This window comes from Maribacter sp. PR66 (assembly GCF_028464205.1).
GTDB lineage: Bacteria > Bacteroidota > Bacteroidia > Flavobacteriales > Flavobacteriaceae > Maribacter > Maribacter flavus.
In genome coordinates this window covers 112,159-128,186 of sequence record NZ_JAQPCH010000008.1, presented here as the reverse complement: position 1 = coordinate 128,186, position 16,028 = coordinate 112,159, and the positions used below count along the sequence as shown (strand labels likewise).

Annotated in this window: 16 protein-coding genes; 3 read left to right on the top strand and 13 right to left on the bottom strand. The window is 43.2% G+C overall.

Features of this window, described 5'->3' with window-relative positions; all coding sequences use genetic code 11:
• Positions 1-3 precede the first annotated feature (3 nt).
• The 11 genes from PP181_RS14175 to PP181_RS14125 form a co-directional block, all read right to left on the bottom strand.
• Positions 4-723 (bottom strand): cell division protein FtsQ/DivIB, encoded by a 720-nt coding sequence (locus tag PP181_RS14175; protein WP_154920635.1) that lies wholly within the window; start codon positions 721-723, stop codon positions 4-6.
• Positions 713-2,065 carry a UDP-N-acetylmuramate--L-alanine ligase gene (gene murC, locus PP181_RS14170; protein WP_154920633.1) on the bottom strand — a complete coding sequence of 451 codons (1,353 nt, stop codon included), beginning with the start codon at positions 2,063-2,065 and terminating at the stop codon, positions 713-715. The genes PP181_RS14175 and murC overlap by 11 nt, the downstream gene beginning before the upstream one ends.
• A gap of 5 nt (positions 2,066-2,070) precedes the next feature.
• On the bottom strand, positions 2,071-3,159 hold the full coding sequence (murG, locus tag PP181_RS14165) for an undecaprenyldiphospho-muramoylpentapeptide beta-N-acetylglucosaminyltransferase (protein WP_272637581.1): 1,089 nt from the start codon (positions 3,157-3,159) through the stop codon (positions 2,071-2,073).
• Positions 3,146-4,348 (bottom strand): FtsW/RodA/SpoVE family cell cycle protein, encoded by a 1,203-nt coding sequence (locus tag PP181_RS14160; RefSeq protein WP_138259341.1) that lies wholly within the window; start codon positions 4,346-4,348, stop codon positions 3,146-3,148. The genes murG and PP181_RS14160 overlap by 14 nt, the downstream gene beginning before the upstream one ends.
• A gap of 3 nt (positions 4,349-4,351) precedes the next feature.
• Positions 4,352-5,686, bottom strand: coding sequence for a UDP-N-acetylmuramoyl-L-alanine--D-glutamate ligase (gene murD / locus PP181_RS14155; RefSeq protein ID WP_272637580.1), 1,335 nt, complete (start codon positions 5,684-5,686; stop codon positions 4,352-4,354).
• The gene (gene mraY / locus PP181_RS14150; RefSeq protein WP_138259339.1) at positions 5,687-6,907 is read right to left on the bottom strand and encodes a phospho-N-acetylmuramoyl-pentapeptide-transferase; all 1,221 of its coding nucleotides are present in this window, start codon (positions 6,905-6,907) and stop codon (positions 5,687-5,689) included.
• Between the two features lie 76 nt (positions 6,908-6,983).
• Positions 6,984-8,447 carry a UDP-N-acetylmuramoyl-L-alanyl-D-glutamate--2,6-diaminopimelate ligase gene (locus tag PP181_RS14145; protein ID WP_272637579.1) on the bottom strand — a complete coding sequence of 488 codons (1,464 nt, stop codon included), beginning with the start codon at positions 8,445-8,447 and terminating at the stop codon, positions 6,984-6,986.
• Entirely contained in the window at positions 8,444-10,450 is a 2,007-nt protein-coding gene (locus tag PP181_RS14140) for a penicillin-binding protein (RefSeq protein ID WP_154920621.1), read from the bottom strand. Before PP181_RS14140 ends, PP181_RS14145 begins: the two co-directional genes overlap by 4 nt.
• A 3-nt stretch (positions 10,451-10,453) precedes the next feature.
• Complete coding sequence (locus tag PP181_RS14135; RefSeq protein ID WP_272637578.1) at positions 10,454-10,786, bottom strand: FtsL-like putative cell division protein; 333 nt, start codon at positions 10,784-10,786, stop codon at positions 10,454-10,456.
• Positions 10,787-10,796: 10 nt separating this feature from the next.
• On the bottom strand, positions 10,797-11,711 hold the full coding sequence (gene rsmH, locus PP181_RS14130; protein ID WP_272637577.1) for a 16S rRNA (cytosine(1402)-N(4))-methyltransferase RsmH: 915 nt from the start codon (positions 11,709-11,711) through the stop codon (positions 10,797-10,799).
• Positions 11,680-12,153 carry a division/cell wall cluster transcriptional repressor MraZ gene (locus PP181_RS14125; RefSeq protein ID WP_138259335.1) on the bottom strand — a complete coding sequence of 158 codons (474 nt, stop codon included), beginning with the start codon at positions 12,151-12,153 and terminating at the stop codon, positions 11,680-11,682. Before PP181_RS14125 ends, rsmH begins: the two co-directional genes overlap by 32 nt.
• Positions 12,154-12,412: 259 nt before the next feature.
• Here PP181_RS14125 and PP181_RS14120 point away from each other — a divergent pair, with 259 nt between their 5' ends.
• Both PP181_RS14120 and yihA read left to right on the top strand, forming a co-directional pair.
• Positions 12,413-13,177: an alpha/beta fold hydrolase gene (locus PP181_RS14120; RefSeq protein ID WP_138259334.1), complete on the top strand. Its 765-nt coding sequence runs from the start codon at positions 12,413-12,415 to the stop codon at positions 13,175-13,177.
• A gap of 10 nt (positions 13,178-13,187) precedes the next feature.
• Complete coding sequence (gene yihA / locus PP181_RS14115) at positions 13,188-13,814, top strand: ribosome biogenesis GTP-binding protein YihA/YsxC (RefSeq protein WP_272637576.1); 627 nt, start codon at positions 13,188-13,190, stop codon at positions 13,812-13,814.
• Between the two features lie 16 nt (positions 13,815-13,830).
• Here yihA and gldC read toward each other — a convergent pair whose 3' ends face one another.
• Positions 13,831-14,166, bottom strand: coding sequence for a gliding motility protein GldC (gene gldC, locus PP181_RS14110; RefSeq protein WP_272637575.1), 336 nt, complete (start codon positions 14,164-14,166; stop codon positions 13,831-13,833).
• On the bottom strand, positions 14,167-15,123 hold the full coding sequence (gene gldB / locus PP181_RS14105) for a gliding motility lipoprotein GldB (RefSeq protein ID WP_272637574.1): 957 nt from the start codon (positions 15,121-15,123) through the stop codon (positions 14,167-14,169). It lies immediately after the preceding gene.
• A gap of 88 nt (positions 15,124-15,211) precedes the next feature.
• Here gldB and nadE point away from each other — a divergent pair, with 88 nt between their 5' ends.
• Positions 15,212-16,000 (top strand): NAD(+) synthase, encoded by a 789-nt coding sequence (nadE, locus tag PP181_RS14100; RefSeq protein ID WP_138259330.1) that lies wholly within the window; start codon positions 15,212-15,214, stop codon positions 15,998-16,000.
• The last annotated feature ends 28 nt before the right edge of the window (positions 16,001-16,028 follow it).

The window sequence follows — 16,028 nt, the reverse complement described above, 5'->3', positions numbered from 1 at the left end:
TTGTTATATTTTAGTGCACACTACCTGGTTATTGAATTCCAAACTTACTTCCGCAAAATCCTCCAAGGTATTATCCTTGTTCGCCTTGGCATAAAAGGCCTTAAAATTGCTGAACTTCCCTTCCAAATTTTCAATACCCCCTAAATTCACCACAAACTGGTTCAGCCTAAACTTCAATTGGTAATCATCCTCCGCCTTTATATGTATACCAATCACGTTCTTTCGTAAAAAATCGTCCTTGTTTATAAACTCCAAAATCCTGTACACATCCTCAAGGCTCTTACCCGTTATATTGCCTGTTATAATAGGCACCCTAGCCGAATAATTGGATGAAAACGGCATACGTTTTCCTTCATCATCCAGATAGTACTTTGAATCCCCCTCAATGCGTCCAATGGGTTTGCGTTGAACAATTTTAGACGTTAGCTCACCGTCTATAGTGACATAGACTTGGGCACTTTTCACCATTTCATTGGCCTCAAGGGCCTTTTCTATAGTATTCAAAACTATATTTTCTTTAGGCACATTTTCGAGCCGCCCATAATTTTGTATTAACAATTTATTAACCGCTCCCTCAGTAATATAGAGGTTTTGGTCACCCAGAAATTCCACTCTGGAACGGACTACGTTCTTCTTATTGCTCCTATTGTTAGAAAACGCGTAAAGCCCCATTATTACGAACAATAGCGCAACTATTTTCAATAAGTTCCAATCAATGCGCATACTCCAATTCTTTTGTTACTTTCATAATTTCCAACCCAATATCACCTGCACCCATCATGACGAGCACTTCTGGATTTTGGGCTTTTATTTCCGATACCAAATCCCCTTTTTCCACAACTTTTGTTTGGGCGTTGGTCATCTTTCCCATCAACCAAGCAGCATCAATTCCCTCCATGGGCTCTTCCCTGGCCGGATAAATTTCCAATAGCAGAACACTCGGAAATTTTGATAGACTTTTTGCAAAATCATCCCCAAAATCCTTGGTCCGACTGAACAAATGTGGCTGAAAAATGGCCAAAATCCTTTTGTTGGGATGCATTTCAACAATGGCATCATACACGGCATCTATTTCAGTGGGGTGATGGGCATAATCATCGATGAGGACAAAATCCTCGTTCTTGATACGGTAGGAAAATCGTCTCTGAACACCCTTGAAAGATGCCAAAGCTTCGGCTAGGCGATACGGTGGGGAACCTGCTTGTATCGCCATGGCAAAAGCGACCAAACCGTTCAACAGGTTGTGTCTTCCCGGTTTGTTGAATCGAACCCCGGTAAATGTTCCTTCCGGAGTTCCCAAATCAAAAATGTAGGTACCATGTTCTATTTTTAAATTCCGGATGCAATAATCCGAATCATCCTCTATCCCATAGGTTATGCCGTTTAAAGGCAAACCCTTACGAACAAAAAGCTTTCCTCCAGGCTTTATTCGGGCCACAAAGTCAAGAAACGACTTTTGTAGTTCCTGGGCATTCCCGTAAATATCCAAATGGTCCGCATCCATAGAGGTTATACAGGCCACATTGGGCGACAATCTCAAAAAGGACCGATCGAACTCATCCGCTTCCACCACGGAATACTCGGTTCCCTCTAAAAGAAAATTGCTGTTAAAATCCTCCGAAATACCGCCCAAAAATGCCGTTAACGGAGTTCCCGTTTCACGAAGCAAATGAGCAAGAATGCTTGATGTGGTCGTCTTTCCATGGGTGCCCGCAACGGCGAAACAGAAGGAATCCTTGGTAATCAAACCCAAGACTTCAGAACGCTTTTTGATGACAAAATCGTTCCTTAGAAAATATTGATATTCTGAATGTGTACTTTTTACCGCCGGCGTATACACCACCAAGGTTTCCTCTGGGTTTAGAAACGGTTTGGGAACCAATTCCAAATCATCCTTATAATGCACGGAAATAGCATGGTCGGATAGTTCAATGGTCAGAGGAGTTTCGGTCTTATCGTAACCAGCCACTTCCTTCCCGATAAACTTGAAATACCGGGCCAATGCGGACATACCTATACCTCCGATACCAATGAAGTAAACCCTATGTATATCCTTTATTTCCATGTTGGCTAATTCAACAATTTTTCAATTTCATCACAAATGTCCTTCGTGGCATTGGGCAGTGCCAAAGCCTTTATATTTTTGGAAAGTCGTTCCCGTTTTTCTTCCGATTCGAAAACCGACAAAAACTCTTCTTTAAACTTTTCTTCCAAATCACTTTCCTTAATCATGACGGCGGCATCTTCGGCCACCAAGGCTTGTGCATTTTTTGTCTGATGGTCCTCCGCCACCACAGGTGATGGAATAAAGATGGTAGGCTTTCCTACCAAACATAACTCCGAAACCGCTCCCGCCCCAGATCTGGAAATGATCATATCCGCCGCGGCATAGGCATTTGCCATATCGTTCAAAAAGGCATATACCTTTACATAATCCGAATTTTTACCTTCGTACATCTTTACATACCCCTTTCCACATTGCCAGATCAACTGAAGGTTCAAGGATTTGAAAAACTCCAGGTTATCCGCAATCAAGGCATTGATTCGCTTGGAGCCCAAACTGCCCCCTAGCACCAAAAGGGTTTTCTTTTGCGTGTTCAAACCAAAAAATCGTAACGCATCAGACCTATCCTCCTGTATGGAAATTAAATCGGCCCTTACGGGATTTCCGGTTTTCACGATTTTATCGGCAGGAAAAAATCGTTCCATACCATCGTAGGCCACACAAATCTTGGCCACCTTGTCCTTAAGTAGTTTGTTCGTGATTCCGGCAAAGGAGTTTTGTTCCTGTAGTACACAAGGTATTCCGCTGCTTGTAGCCACTTTCAATAAAGGACCACTGGCAAAACCGCCCGTACCCACTACGGCGTGGGGCTTAAATTTGCTTACTATTTTACGTGCCTTTATCAAACTACTTATCAGTTTCAATGGAAACATTACATTTTTTAGGGTCAGTTTCCGTTGTATCCCCGTTATCCACAATCCCTCAATTTTGTATCCCGCTTGCGGGACCTTCTCCATTTCCATTCGGTCTTTTGCCCCAACAAAAAGGAACTCCGCATTGGGATGTCTTCTTTTAAGTTCGTCGGCAATTGAAATCGCCGGATAAATATGTCCCCCCGTTCCGCCACCGGATATGATAAACCTATAACTGCCCACTCAATACTTCTAAAGGGTTGCTTTCATCAATATCCACGGTACTTTCCGTCGTCTGCTGCATGCTTTTGTTACTGGCACTTAGAATGATGCCTATCGCCAGACAGGTCATCCAACTGGAAGTTCCCCCACTACTGATCAATGGTAAATTTTGACCCGTTACGGGAAACAGCTCCACGGCCACTGCCATATTGATCAAAGCCTGAAAAACTATGGGCAAACCAACACCTAGCACCAACAATTTGCTAAAAATGGTGGTGCAGCCATTGGCGACCACCACGATCCTGAACAACAAAAACAGGTAAAAAAACATAAGGGCAAATCCGCCCAATAGCCCATATTCCTCTACAATAATGGCATAGATAAAATCCGACGAACTCTGGGGAAGGAAATTTTTCTGTACGCTTTTCCCGGCACCTTTGCCCATAACACCGCCCGTAGCGATGGCTATTTTGGCCTTTTCTATCTGATAGTTGGCCTCGGTATCCTCCGGATTGCTAAAACTATCGATACGGCTCATCCAGGTATCGACCCTATTTGGGAACAAATCGGGTGCCGCCTTGGCCACCAAAATGAACAGGGCCAAACAGGCGATGCCCGTTCCAACGATACCCAATAAATATTTTATGGGATATCCCCCCAAAAAGCAAAGCATCAAGACCATAGAAAAAATAATCCCGGCCGTAGAAAAATTTGCGGGCAGGATCAACACCACTACCAAAAAGACGGGCAACCATAAGGGTACAATACTTTCAGAAAAGGTAACCTTTACATCCCGAACCTTGGAAAGATACCGGGCAACATAGATCATCAAAACTACGGCTGCCAAGTTGGAAGGCTGAAACCCGAATCCTACCAAGGGTAAACGAATCCAACGGCTTGCATTGGTTTCCCCCGCTGTAGTCCCCTGGGCCAGCACAAAGATCAAGAGCACGATGACAATGGGCATGGCTATTAAGGAAAGACCCTTGAAAAAATGGGTGGGTATTTTATGTACCCCGTAAATGATACCGAAACCTAAGAACAATAACAAGGCATGCTTCACTAGATGGCCAACCGTTGTGCCATTACCCACTACATAGACCAAATTACTACTGGCACTGTAAACGGGCAAAAACGAAAACAACGCCAAAAGTGCCGCAATGGCCCAAATGGCTTTGTCACCGTTGATATTTTGCAATAGGTTTCGCACGGATTATAGGTTTTTTACACAGTTTTTGAATTGATTGCCCCGATCTTCATAGTTCTGAAAAAGGTCAAAGCTTGCACAGGCTGGGGACAACAATACCGTATCGCCCCTTTCCGCGATTTTATAAGCGACCTTTACAGCTTCCTCCATGGCAAATGTTTCCACCAATAGGTCCACTACGTTACCAAAGGTTTCCTTTATTTTTTCATTATCGACACCAAGACAGATAATGGCCTTAACCTTCTCCCTCACCAAGGGCATCAACTCCTTGTACTCGTTGCCCTTATCAACACCACCAACAATCCAGACAACGGGAGTTTTTACGCTCTCCAAAGCGTAATACGTGGCATTTACATTGGTAGCCTTGGAATCATTGATATACTGTACATGGTGTATTTTCAATACCTTCTCCAACCTGTGGGGAGCGCCCTGAAAATTAGAAATGCATTCCCGAATGGTTTCTTTACGGATACCCACCAATTTTGCCACCATGGCCGCTGCCATGGTATTCTTTAAGTTATGCTGGCCTTCCAATGCTAAGCTGTCTGTCATCATTTTTATCGTGTCTTCTTGAGTTGTTATTTTAATTTCATTTTCGTCTAAACTGGCCCCTTCCCCTATGGATTGTTTTAGGGAAAAAGGAAGTAATTTGGATTTGATCGGGTGCTTGCTCAGCCAATCACCAATAACTTCATCGTCCTGGTCATAGATGAAATAATCGGCCGACTGCTGGTTTTTTGTAATCAGGAATTTGGAGGCTATATAGTTCTCAAATTTATAATCATAGCGATCCAAATGGTCTGGCGTAATATTCGTTAGGACGGAAATATGGGGTCTAAAATCCCTGATTCCATCCAACTGAAAACTACTGATTTCCAAAACATAATAGTCAAAGGCTTCCTCTGCGACCATTTTCGCAAAGCTGTCCCCAATGTTACCCGCCATTCCCACATTCAAACCGCCATTTTTCAAAATGTGGTAGGTAAGCATTGTGGTGGTAGTTTTGCCGTTACTTCCTGTAATCCCAATAATTGTTGCATCGGTATATCTGGATGCAAATTCGATTTCCGATATCACTGGAACTCCCTTACTGGCAAGCGCCTTTACCAATGGAACGGTATCCGGTATCCCCGGACTCTTCATGACCAAATCGGCCTTTAATAGTTTGTCCTCAGTATGCTTGGATTCTTCCCAATCGATTCCAAAATGTTCAAGAACTTTCTTATACTTTTCCTTTATTTTCCCCTTATCGGAAACAAAAACCTCATAGCCTTTTTGCTTCCCTAAGATGGCCGTACCCACGCCACTTTCTCCACCGCCAAGCACCACCAAAAATGCCATCTATCGTATTTTTAAGGTAACGATTGTGGCCACGGCCAGCATAATCCCAACAATCCAAAAACGGGTCACGATCTTGCTTTCATGGTAGCCTTTCTTCTGGTAATGATGATGCAAAGGGGACATCAAAAAAATACGTCTTCCTTCCCCAAATTTCTTTTTGGTATACTTGAAATAGGCCACCTGCGTCATTACCGATAGGGACTCCGCGAAAAAAATACCGCATAAGACGGGAATCAAGAGTTCCTTTCTAACGATGATGGCGATAACCGCAATCACCCCGCCTATGGTCAAACTTCCCGTATCACCCATAAAAACTTGGGCGGGATAGGTATTGTACCAAAGAAAGCCTACCAAGGCACCAACAAATGCTGTGATGAATATTAGCAACTCTCCTACCCTTGGGATATACATGATATCCAGGTATTCTGAAAAAATGATGTTACCGGAAACCAGGGCGAATACCCCCAATGTAAATACAATAATGGCGGAAGTCCCTGCTGCCAGACCGTCAATACCGTCGGTTAAATTGGCACCGTTTGAAACGGCCGTAACGATCAAGATGATAATAGGAATGAAAATCAACCAGGCGTACTCCTTGGCGCCTTCTCCCATCCAACCAATAAAACTGCCGTAATCGAATTCATTGTTCTTGAAGAAGGGAACCGTGGTCATGGTCGATTTGATTTCCTCACCTCGTACCTCTTCAACCGTAAATTGCTCTGTAATAATGGTCTTATTATGGTCTCGCATGGTAACTTCTGGATGAAAGTATAGTACCGCACCCACAATGAGGCCCAAAACGACCTGACCCATTACCTTAAACCTACCTTTTAAACCTTCCTTGTTTTTTTTGAAAACCTTGATATAGTCATCGATAAAACCGATAACCCCCATCCATACAGTTGTAAAAATCAATAAAATGATGTAGATATTCTCCAATCTGGCAAAAAGTAGCACAGGGATCAAAGTGGCCATGATGATGATGATTCCCCCCATTGTAGGAGTTCCTGCTTTTTGCTTTTGCCCTTCCAAACCTAGGTCTCGGATGGTCTCGCCCACCTGTTGTTTTTGAAGAAAAAGTATGATTTTTTTACCGTAAGCTGTAGCGATTATCAGCGAAAACAAAATGGCCATACCCGCACGAAACGTACTGAACTGGAACAGGCTCGCCCCAGGTAGCTGGTATTGTTTCTCCAAATATTCGAACAGGTAGGTTAACATAATTTATTCAAGTTCAAGCGCAAGTGTCAAGTTCAAAAAGTATCGAATCAACGCTTAACCATTAATTTTCGTTTTCTTATTTATCCAAGCTTTGCAACAGTTCCTTAACTATTTTAAAATCATCGAAATCAATGCGTGTACCATTGGTTTCCTGATAGGTTTCATGCCCCTTTCCGGCAATCAAAATGATATCATTGGCATTTGCCAGTTGGCAGGCGGTCTTAATGGCCTGCTCCCGATTCTCAATAGATAAAATTTTTTTGGTGTTCTGCGGCTCAACCCCTGCTTCCATTTCGGCGATAATGGCGCTTGGCGATTCCGTCCTTGGATTGTCCGAAGTGAAAATTGCCGTGTTGCTCATTTCCGAAGCGATATTGCCCATTACCGGACGCTTTGATCTGTCTCTGTCGCCACCACACCCCACAACGGTGATGACGTTTTCATTTCCAGTCCTCAACGTGCCGATTGTCTCGAGCACATTTTTTAAAGCATCCGGCGTATGGGCATAATCAACTATAGCCGTTATTTTATCCTTTGATATATAATATTGAAATCTTCCATCCACATTTTCCAATTCGCTCAGCAAACGCAGGCATTCCAACTTTTCAAGTCCCAACAAATCAGCCGCGGCGTAAATGGCCAAGATGTTATAGGCGTTGAAATGACCTATTAGCTTTGTCCACAATTCGTTATCGTCTATTTTGAGCAATTGCCCGTCGAATTGGTTTTCCAAAATCTGCGCCCTGTAATCGGCATAATTTTTTAAGGCATAAGTAAACTTTCTTGCCTTTGTATTTTGGAGCATTACCAAGCCGTTCTTATCGTCAATATTCGTTAGTGCGAAAGCCTTTTTGGAAAGGTTGTCAAACAATTTCTTTTTGGTATCCCGATATTCCGCAAAGGTCTTGTGGTAATCCAGGTGATCATGGGATAGGTTCGTAAAAATGGCCCCTTCAAATACCAATCCCTCCGTTCTCTTCTGATGGATTCCATGGGAACTTACCTCCATAAAACAGTACTCTACGCCGGCATCGTTCATCAACTTAAGATGCTTATTGATGACCAGGGCATCTGGAGTGGTATGGTTAGTTGGGTATTCCGTGTCATCGATCATAATCTTAATAGTCGATAGCAAGCCCACTTTAAAGCCGGCCTTTTTGAACAGTTGGTACAAAAGGCTGGAAACGGTCGTTTTTCCATTGGTCCCCGTTACCCCTACCAGTTTTAAGTTTTTGGATGGCGTATCGTAAAAATTGGAAGCCATAATGGCCAAGGCTTGTTGGCCGTTTTCGACGGCAACATAGGTAACGCCATCTACCATTTTCTTGGGAAGTTCCTCACAAATAATGGCCCTCGCCCCAAGCGCTACCGCCTTGTCCATGTATTTATGTCCATCTGTGACCGTACCCCTAGTGGCAACAAAGGCATCCCCGCTCTGTACCTTTCTGGAGTCAAAGCATACCGAGGCCACTTCACAGTTCGTGGTACCACTTACTGCGGAAATATGCACACCGTACAATATGTCCTTCAATACCTTCACGATAGTTCCAATACTATTTTTTTCACCTTCTTTAAATCGGTTCCTTTGGATATGGACTGATTTTTAACTTTTCCGTTCCCTTTCACCTCAACTTCCAATCCCAGATTTTCCAAAATGGAAATCGCATCCATTCCGCTCATGCCACGCACGTTGGGCACTTCCTTATATTCCTTTTGGATATTGGCATAATACCCCTGATAAGCATCCTCCAACCTCGTTTCCAACACCTCCTTAACATCAACTTCATCGATCAATGGGGAGGTGGCATATATTTTTTGAGCGATGGACTTAAAGACAGGACCGGATACATCGGCCCCATAATAGCCAACACTTTTATCTGGCTCGTGTATAACCACGATACAAGAGTATTTTGGGTCATCCGCTGGAAAATAACCTGCAAACGAAGAGATGTATTTTAGCTTGTCCGGGTCTTTGCTCACGTAATTTTTCTGGCAAGTGCCAGTTTTTCCCGCCATTGAGAAATTGGGAGAATACAGCCCATGACCGGTTCCATGCTTCTTCTCTACCACATCCTTTAATAGCTGTTGTACCTTTTTGGCAGTTTCCATGGAGCAGATGGACGGGTTCAACACTTCCTTATCAAATTTCTTGACAGTTTTGTTCCATTCTTTTACCTCCTTAATCAAGCGAGGCTTTATCAATTCCCCATCATTGGCGATGGCATTGTAGAAAGCCAAGGTTTGTAAAGGGGTCATGGCCACTTCATATCCGTAGGCCATTTGCGCCAAGGATAGTCCGGACCATCCTTTGTCCCCAGGATATCTCAATACAGGCTTGCCCTCACCTTTTACTGGGAGGCCCAACTCCTTATGGATATCCATGCTCATGAGTCGGTTTACATATTTCTCCGGGTCTTCCTTGTAATTGTTATGTATAATTTTGGCAAAGGCCGTGTTGGAAGAAACCTCAAAAGCTTCCGCTACGGAAATTTCACCATACCCGCCATTTTTTGAGTCCCTTACATAATGGTTATAAATTTTCCATCTTCCTTTTTCCGTATCTACCACGGTACTGGTATCGATAACCTTATCCTCCAAGGCTGCCACCAAATTCACCAACTTAAAAGTGGAGCCCGGTTCATGGGATTCGCCAATAGCATAGTTCAAACGCTCGTAATATTTACCTTCCGAGGTCCTGCCCAAATTGGAAATGGCCTTTACCTCACCCGTTTTTGTTTCCATGACTATAACGGTGCCATGGTCCGCCTTGTATTTTTCCAGTTGCTTCAAAAGCGCATGGTGCGCAATATCCTGGATATTGATATCAATGGTGGAATAGACATCGTAGCCATCCTTTGGTTCTACGATATTATCATAACCAATGGGTTTCCATTGGTTTTTCGCAATCTTTACTTTGGACCTTTTACCTTCAATACCACTTAAGTAATCGCTAAAGGCGCCTTCCATTCCCACCCGGGTTCTGTAACCGTTTTCGTCCACGCGTTCATAGCCTACGCTTCTCTCTGCTATTTTCCCAAGTGGATGTTCCCGTTTTGTGTTTTGGTCGATAACGATACCACCTTTAAAGGGGCCTTTGTTGAAGAGCGGAAAACTTTTCACCGCCATGTATTCGGAATAATCCAAATTTCTGGCGATCAAGGCGTACCTATTTTGATTCTGCCTGGCCTTTCTTAGAATTTGTTGGTAATAGGAAGACTCTTTGTTAAATAGTTTTGCCAATGCATCCGACAAGGGCTTAACATTTTCCTGAAAATCCTTTTCACTTACGGTAACCGCATCGAAATGTATGTTGTACTTTGATACGGAGGTAGCCAGTAGACTGCCATCATCGGAATAAAGATTGCCCCTATTGGGAGCTATGGTGAACATTTTGGTGGTTCTGGTTTCGGCCAAGGCCATATACTTCTCACCATCAATCACTTGTATGGAAACCAATTTGAACAATACCGCACCTGCAAAAACCACAAGGCATGCCGCAACGATATACAATCTGGACAATATGGATTTTTCAGTTACCGGCATTGGTTAATTAAAAGCTTTTAATGATTTTACCTTTATTTTTTTTGGAGGTGTTTCCGATGGATACAAACCCTTTTCTTCCACCGTACTTGTTATGGTGGATTCCAACTTTAACTTTTGCAGGTCTGACCGAGCGTCCACAAACTCATTTTTCAATTCTTTGACACTTTCGTTCAGAGCGGCGATTTTATGCACTTTCTTGTCCGCACTATGCGAACTGCTTATCATGATTGCCGCTAAAAAGGAGGTGAAAATGATGAACCTCCAGTTCTTAAGCGAATCCCCATCCACTAAAAACTTTCCCTTCAAAATGTCCAGTATGCCTTTTTTTACTTTCATCAATCCGTAATTATATACGTTCAGCGATTCTAAGCTTTGCGCTTCTTGCCCTATTATTATTCGCTATTTCCTCCTTTTTTGGGACGATAAGCGATCCTACTTTTTTCAAAGGCACATTGGTGTTGCCGTAAAAATCCTTTTCGGGCTCTCCCTCAAACTGCCCGGCCCTTATGAACCTCTTCACCAAACGGTCTTCCAGTGAATGGTAGCTGATCACACTCAACCTACCCCCTATATTCAAAAGATCCGGCACTTGCTCCAAAAACTCTTTGATGACCGCCACCTCTTGGTTCACCTCAATACGAATCGCCTGGTAGACCTGTGCCAAAATTTTGTGCCTTTTGTGCTCCGGCAAAAACTTCTTTAGCACCTCCTTCAATTGTTCCGTAGTACTTATAGGTTCACGCTCCCTTTCTAACAGTATGGTGTTCGCCATGGCATTTGCATTTCTCAAATCCCCGTACTCAAAAAGCACGCGCCTCAACTCATCATAGGAATAACCGTTAACCACTTCTTTAGCGGATAGGGCGTTGCGCTTGCTCATCCTCATATCCAAGGCCGCGTCAAACCTGGTGGAAAAACCTCTTACCGCTTCATCGAACTGGTGTGAGGATACCCCGAAATCCGCCAGGATCCCATCCACTTTCCGTATGCCATAGAACTTTAAAAACTGGGTCAGATACCTGAAATTTTCACTGATCAACACGAATCTACCGTCATCCAACCGATTCAATTGCGCATCCTCATCTTGATCAAAAGCAAACAACTTTCCTGTTTCGCCCAATCTTTTCAATATTTCACTTGAATGCCCACCACCGCCAAAAGTCACATCCACATACACGCCACCTTCCTTGATTGCCAGCCCATCCACGGATTCTTTTAGCAAAACCGGATTATGATACATCCCCTTCCGGCTTTTCTGCATATTTCACCTGGTAGGCCAACTGCTCCCTTTCCTCTGGGGAAGATTCCACATCCCCGTCATAAGTGGCCTTGTCCCAAATCTCCAAGTGCCGGTCCATTGGGGACAACACCACGTCCTTTTTTATATCCACAAGACCTATTACATCCTTGGGAATCAACAATCTACCCGCCGAATCTATTTCCACCTGCCTTAATCCCGAAGTAAATTTTCGCTTAAACTCACGGTCCTTCCTGCTGTCCCCTAGCTTTTCATTGAGCTTTTTGACCTCAGATTCCCACTCGTGCTTTGGATACAGTTCCAAACACTCATCGTAATAGGACTTTTTAATAAAAAAGCCGTTTCCCAACATTGGAGCCATTTGATTCCTAAGGGATATAGGTAACATTACCCTTCCCTTGGCATCCGCCTTGCAGTTGTAAACACCTGAAAAATAGATTTCCAAAATTGTTGGCCTTTCTTATATAACTCAAATATATAAATATTATTACCACATTTTACCACAAAAAACCACTTTGTTAATAAAATAGCTAATTTTTGCGGCATTTTTGACACAAGTTGATTTCAAATCACCACCAATGACATTTTCCAACAAAAATTTAATCGCATGAACTGGCCGTGACCCTGCATTTTTGGATGGTATATTAATACCACGCTATTCTATCTAAATACCTATATTTGCCCAAATGTCAGAACCCTAGTAGATGGATGACGAAATAATCAAAGACGGGAAGTTCAGGTATATTGAAAAAGGGGAAGGAACTCCCATCATTATCCTGCACGGTCTCATGGGCGGCCTGAGCAATTTTCACGGTGTTACGGATCATTTCCCTAAAAAAGGGTATAAAGTTCTGGTTCCAGAACTTCCAATATATGATATGCCCATGCTCAAGACCAATGTAAAGAACTTTGCCAAATACTTGGAAAAGTTCATTGAATTCAAAGGCCTTAAAGACGTTATTTTATTGGGAAATTCCTTGGGGGGCCATATTGGTCTGCTACATACCAAATTATATCCGGAAATGGTGAAGGCCTTGGTCATTACCGGTAGTTCTGGGCTCTATGAAAGTGCCATGGGCGACGGATATCCCAAAAGGGGCGATTATGAATTCATCAAAAAAAAGGCGCAGGATGTTTTCTACGACCCGGAAGTAGCTACCAAGGAAATCGTGGACGAGGTCTATGCAACGGTTAACGACCGCATGAAATTGGTCAAAACACTTGCCATCGCCAAGAGTGCCATTAGGCACAACATGAGTACTGATTTACCCACAATGCATACTCCCACGTGTATTATATGGGGCGAAAACGATACGGTAACCCCACCCGATGTTGCTGAACTCTTCCACGAGCTGCTACCGGATTCCAATTTGTTTTGGATCAAGGAATGTGGCCATGCACCTATGATGGAACATCCGGAGGAGTTCAATTCCATATTGGAAAAGTGGTTACAGGAGCGTAATTTTTAGACCAAACCAAATGAAAATTTCATCGGCGGAATTTGTGATGAGCAATTCAGAGGTTGCCAAATGCCCCAATGAACCCCTGCCCGAATACGCCTTTATTGGAAGGTCCAACGTTGGAAAATCGTCCTTGATCAACATGTTGACGGACCGAAAAAACCTGGCCAAGACATCCGGCAGGCCTGGAAAGACCCAATTGATAAACCATTTTAAGATCAACAATAATTGGTTTTTGGTGGATCTTCCCGGTTACGGTTATGCCCAGGTTTCCAAAAAGGACAAAAAAACCTTTCAAAAATATATCACCAATTATTTTCTAGAGCGCCAACAACTGGTATGTTCCTTTGTCTTGATCGATATTAGGCATAAACCACAGACCATTGATTTGGAATTTATGCAGTGGATGGGCGAAAATGGCATTCCCTTTTCGATCATTTTTACAAAAGCCGACAAGTTAAGGCCGATGGCCATTCAAAGACACGTAGCGGACTATATAAATTACTTACAAAACGATATGTGGGAAGAGGCACCGCACTATTTCATTACATCATCTAGTAAGAAAGCAGGAAGGGATGAGGTACTGGCGTATATCGACACCATAAACCTAGAATATTTTGAGGCGCAGAAAAACAGGCCGATTTAGAAAATCCTAATAACAACTATTTTTTGAGTTCCAATTTTTCCGCGAAATAATCGCAGAAATCCTTCATAGTGGCCGTCATTTTTTCATCTTGGGTGGCCCTCATAAAAGTATCCGATAGTGAAACCAAGGTCTGGTGGAAGAATATCTTCATTTCATCAACGGGCATATCCTTGGTCCAAAGGTCGATTTTTAGGGATTCCTGGTTTTTACTGTCCCAAACGGAAAGTAACATTGCCTTGGCTTCCTCATTATCTATGCCTCCGTCCTGGGCGGACCATGAAAGTTTTTCCGGTACCCGGTTCTCGTCCAGCCCTACTCTCAAGGTTATTTCGGACTCGTGTAAATCTGCCATCTAGCTTCTTGGTTTATAATTGGATTTCTTGAAAATTTCCTCTGCCGGCATGGTCATCAACTGTTTCAAATTGACCTCGTTGTTTTCCATGAAAGCCCGCACGATCTGCCAACCTATATATCTACCTAAGCGTCCAGGGGACTCATTGTCCAGTTCCAGACCAAATTTTGAAAAAGGAGCCGGATCCAAAAATCGTTGGTTCAATCGGGTTTCCGTACTATATAGGTATTCGTTCTCAATAAAATTTCTCCAGATGGGTTCTTCATTGGCCACGGCCCAATCAATTTCATCTGCTGTATATCCGATTTTGAGCTCGTCCTTGGCATAAGGCATCAGTTTGTCCTTTAAATAAAGTTCCTTTCCAAAATAAATCATTCGGGCCATATAAGTCCGGTCCCTGGGTCTGGGAACCACTTTTTTGGCAAAAGCACTTGCTACATCGCTCACCATAAACTTTCGGTCCAAAATTTTTGCAACATACCGTTGAAAACCGCCGTAATATTTATGTTGGGAACCTAGATAGTTGTCCAAGCCAATGAACAATAAGGTATCTGCCAAGATGATCCGGTTATCGTAATCCACGTCATTGGTAACGGTGATGATTTTAGGGGTTTGCTGTTCGGGAAAATAATACTTGATATGTCTGAAAAGATCCACCAGCCCTTCTTCCTCGTCCTCAAAACTATTGAAGGTATTACCTACCTGTTGAAACAGCTCAATTTGTAGTGAATCCTTCATCTTGGCCACCCAAACACTGTCAGGGGCAGGGAAAAGGTAAGGATACATTTTGCGCAATTTAGGGAGGCCTTCTTCCCCGGCATCGGCAAACAACCGATCAAACCTTTCTATTTTAAGGTCCATAGGAACTTTTGAAATCTCCTCTTCGACCTTATCGCTGTCATTACATCCAATAAAAATCAGTAAAATTGATAAAACGATAAAAATGGGTTTTCTCATACCAAGTATTTCCGAATACATTTTATTTTTAAATAAGGACAACTTATTTTAGGCAAAGTTAATCGATCCAAACAAATTTAATACGGGTATGCAAACGGAAAAAGTTATCGATCACATAGTAGGTTGGCTGAAGGATTACGCAACGAATGCAAACCAAAAAGGGTTTGTAATAGGTGTTTCCGGGGGGATAGATTCTGCAGTCACTTCGACCTTGTGCGCCAAAACGGGTCTGGACCTTCTTTGCCTGGAGATGCCCATACACCAAGCGGCCAATCAAGTGGACAGGGCTTCCAACCACATCGATTGGTTGCAAAGGAATTTCCCCAACGTGAGCAGGCAACCCGTGAACCTCACCCCTGTTTTTGATAGCCTCGTAGCGGCATTTCCCAAAGTGGAGAACGAGGAGGAGCGCTTTATGTCCTTGGCAAATACCCGGGCCAGGCTGCGTATGACCAGTCTTTATTATTTCGCCGCATTGCATAAGTATCTGGTGGCCGGAACGGGCAACAAGGTGGAAGACTTTGGTGTTGGATTCTACACAAAATACGGGGATGGCGGTGTCGATTTAAGTCCGATTGCCGACTTGTTAAAGACCGAAGTCTATGAGATTGCAAAAAAAATGGGCGTTAACGAAGAAATTATCAAGGCGGCTCCCACCGATGGCCTTTGGGGCGATGACAGAACGGACGAAGACCAGATTGGGGCGTCCTACCCAGAACTGGAATGGGCCATGCGGATGAAGAACGAAGGCAAAACCCTGGACGATTTCACGGGAAGGGACAAAGAAGTTTTTGCTATCTTCACAAGATTCAATACCATGAACCGTCATAAAATGGAACCCATCCCAGTTTGTATAATTCCAGAATCCATTAAATAACCACTCACCTATTAATCAGGTTAATAAA

Coding starts and splice junctions, on each gene's coding strand:
- gldB (WP_272637574.1), bottom strand. CDS start 15,123: ATGAGAAAACCCATTTTTATCGTTTTATCAATTTTACTGATTTTTATT.
- rsmH (WP_272637577.1), bottom strand. CDS start 11,711: ATGCAGAAAAGCCGGAAGGGGATGTATCATAATCCGGTTTTGCTAAAA.
- nadE (WP_138259330.1), top strand. CDS start 15,212: ATGCAAACGGAAAAAGTTATCGATCACATAGTAGGTTGGCTGAAGGAT.
- PP181_RS14175 (WP_154920635.1), bottom strand. CDS start 723: ATGCGCATTGATTGGAACTTATTGAAAATAGTTGCGCTATTGTTCGTA.
- gldC (WP_272637575.1), bottom strand. CDS start 14,166: ATGGCAGATTTACACGAGTCCGAAATAACCTTGAGAGTAGGGCTGGAC.
- PP181_RS14140 (WP_154920621.1), bottom strand. CDS start 10,450: ATGCCGGTAACTGAAAAATCCATATTGTCCAGATTGTATATCGTTGCG.
- PP181_RS14135 (WP_272637578.1), bottom strand. CDS start 10,786: ATGAAAGTAAAAAAAGGCATACTGGACATTTTGAAGGGAAAGTTTTTA.
- PP181_RS14120 (WP_138259334.1), top strand. CDS start 12,413: ATGGATGACGAAATAATCAAAGACGGGAAGTTCAGGTATATTGAAAAA.
- murD (WP_272637580.1), bottom strand. CDS start 5,686: ATGGCATTTTTGGTGGTGCTTGGCGGTGGAGAAAGTGGCGTGGGTACG.
- mraY (WP_138259339.1), bottom strand. CDS start 6,907: ATGTTAACCTACCTGTTCGAATATTTGGAGAAACAATACCAGCTACCT.
- yihA (WP_272637576.1), top strand. CDS start 13,188: ATGAAAATTTCATCGGCGGAATTTGTGATGAGCAATTCAGAGGTTGCC.
- murC (WP_154920633.1), bottom strand. CDS start 2,065: ATGGAAATAAAGGATATACATAGGGTTTACTTCATTGGTATCGGAGGT.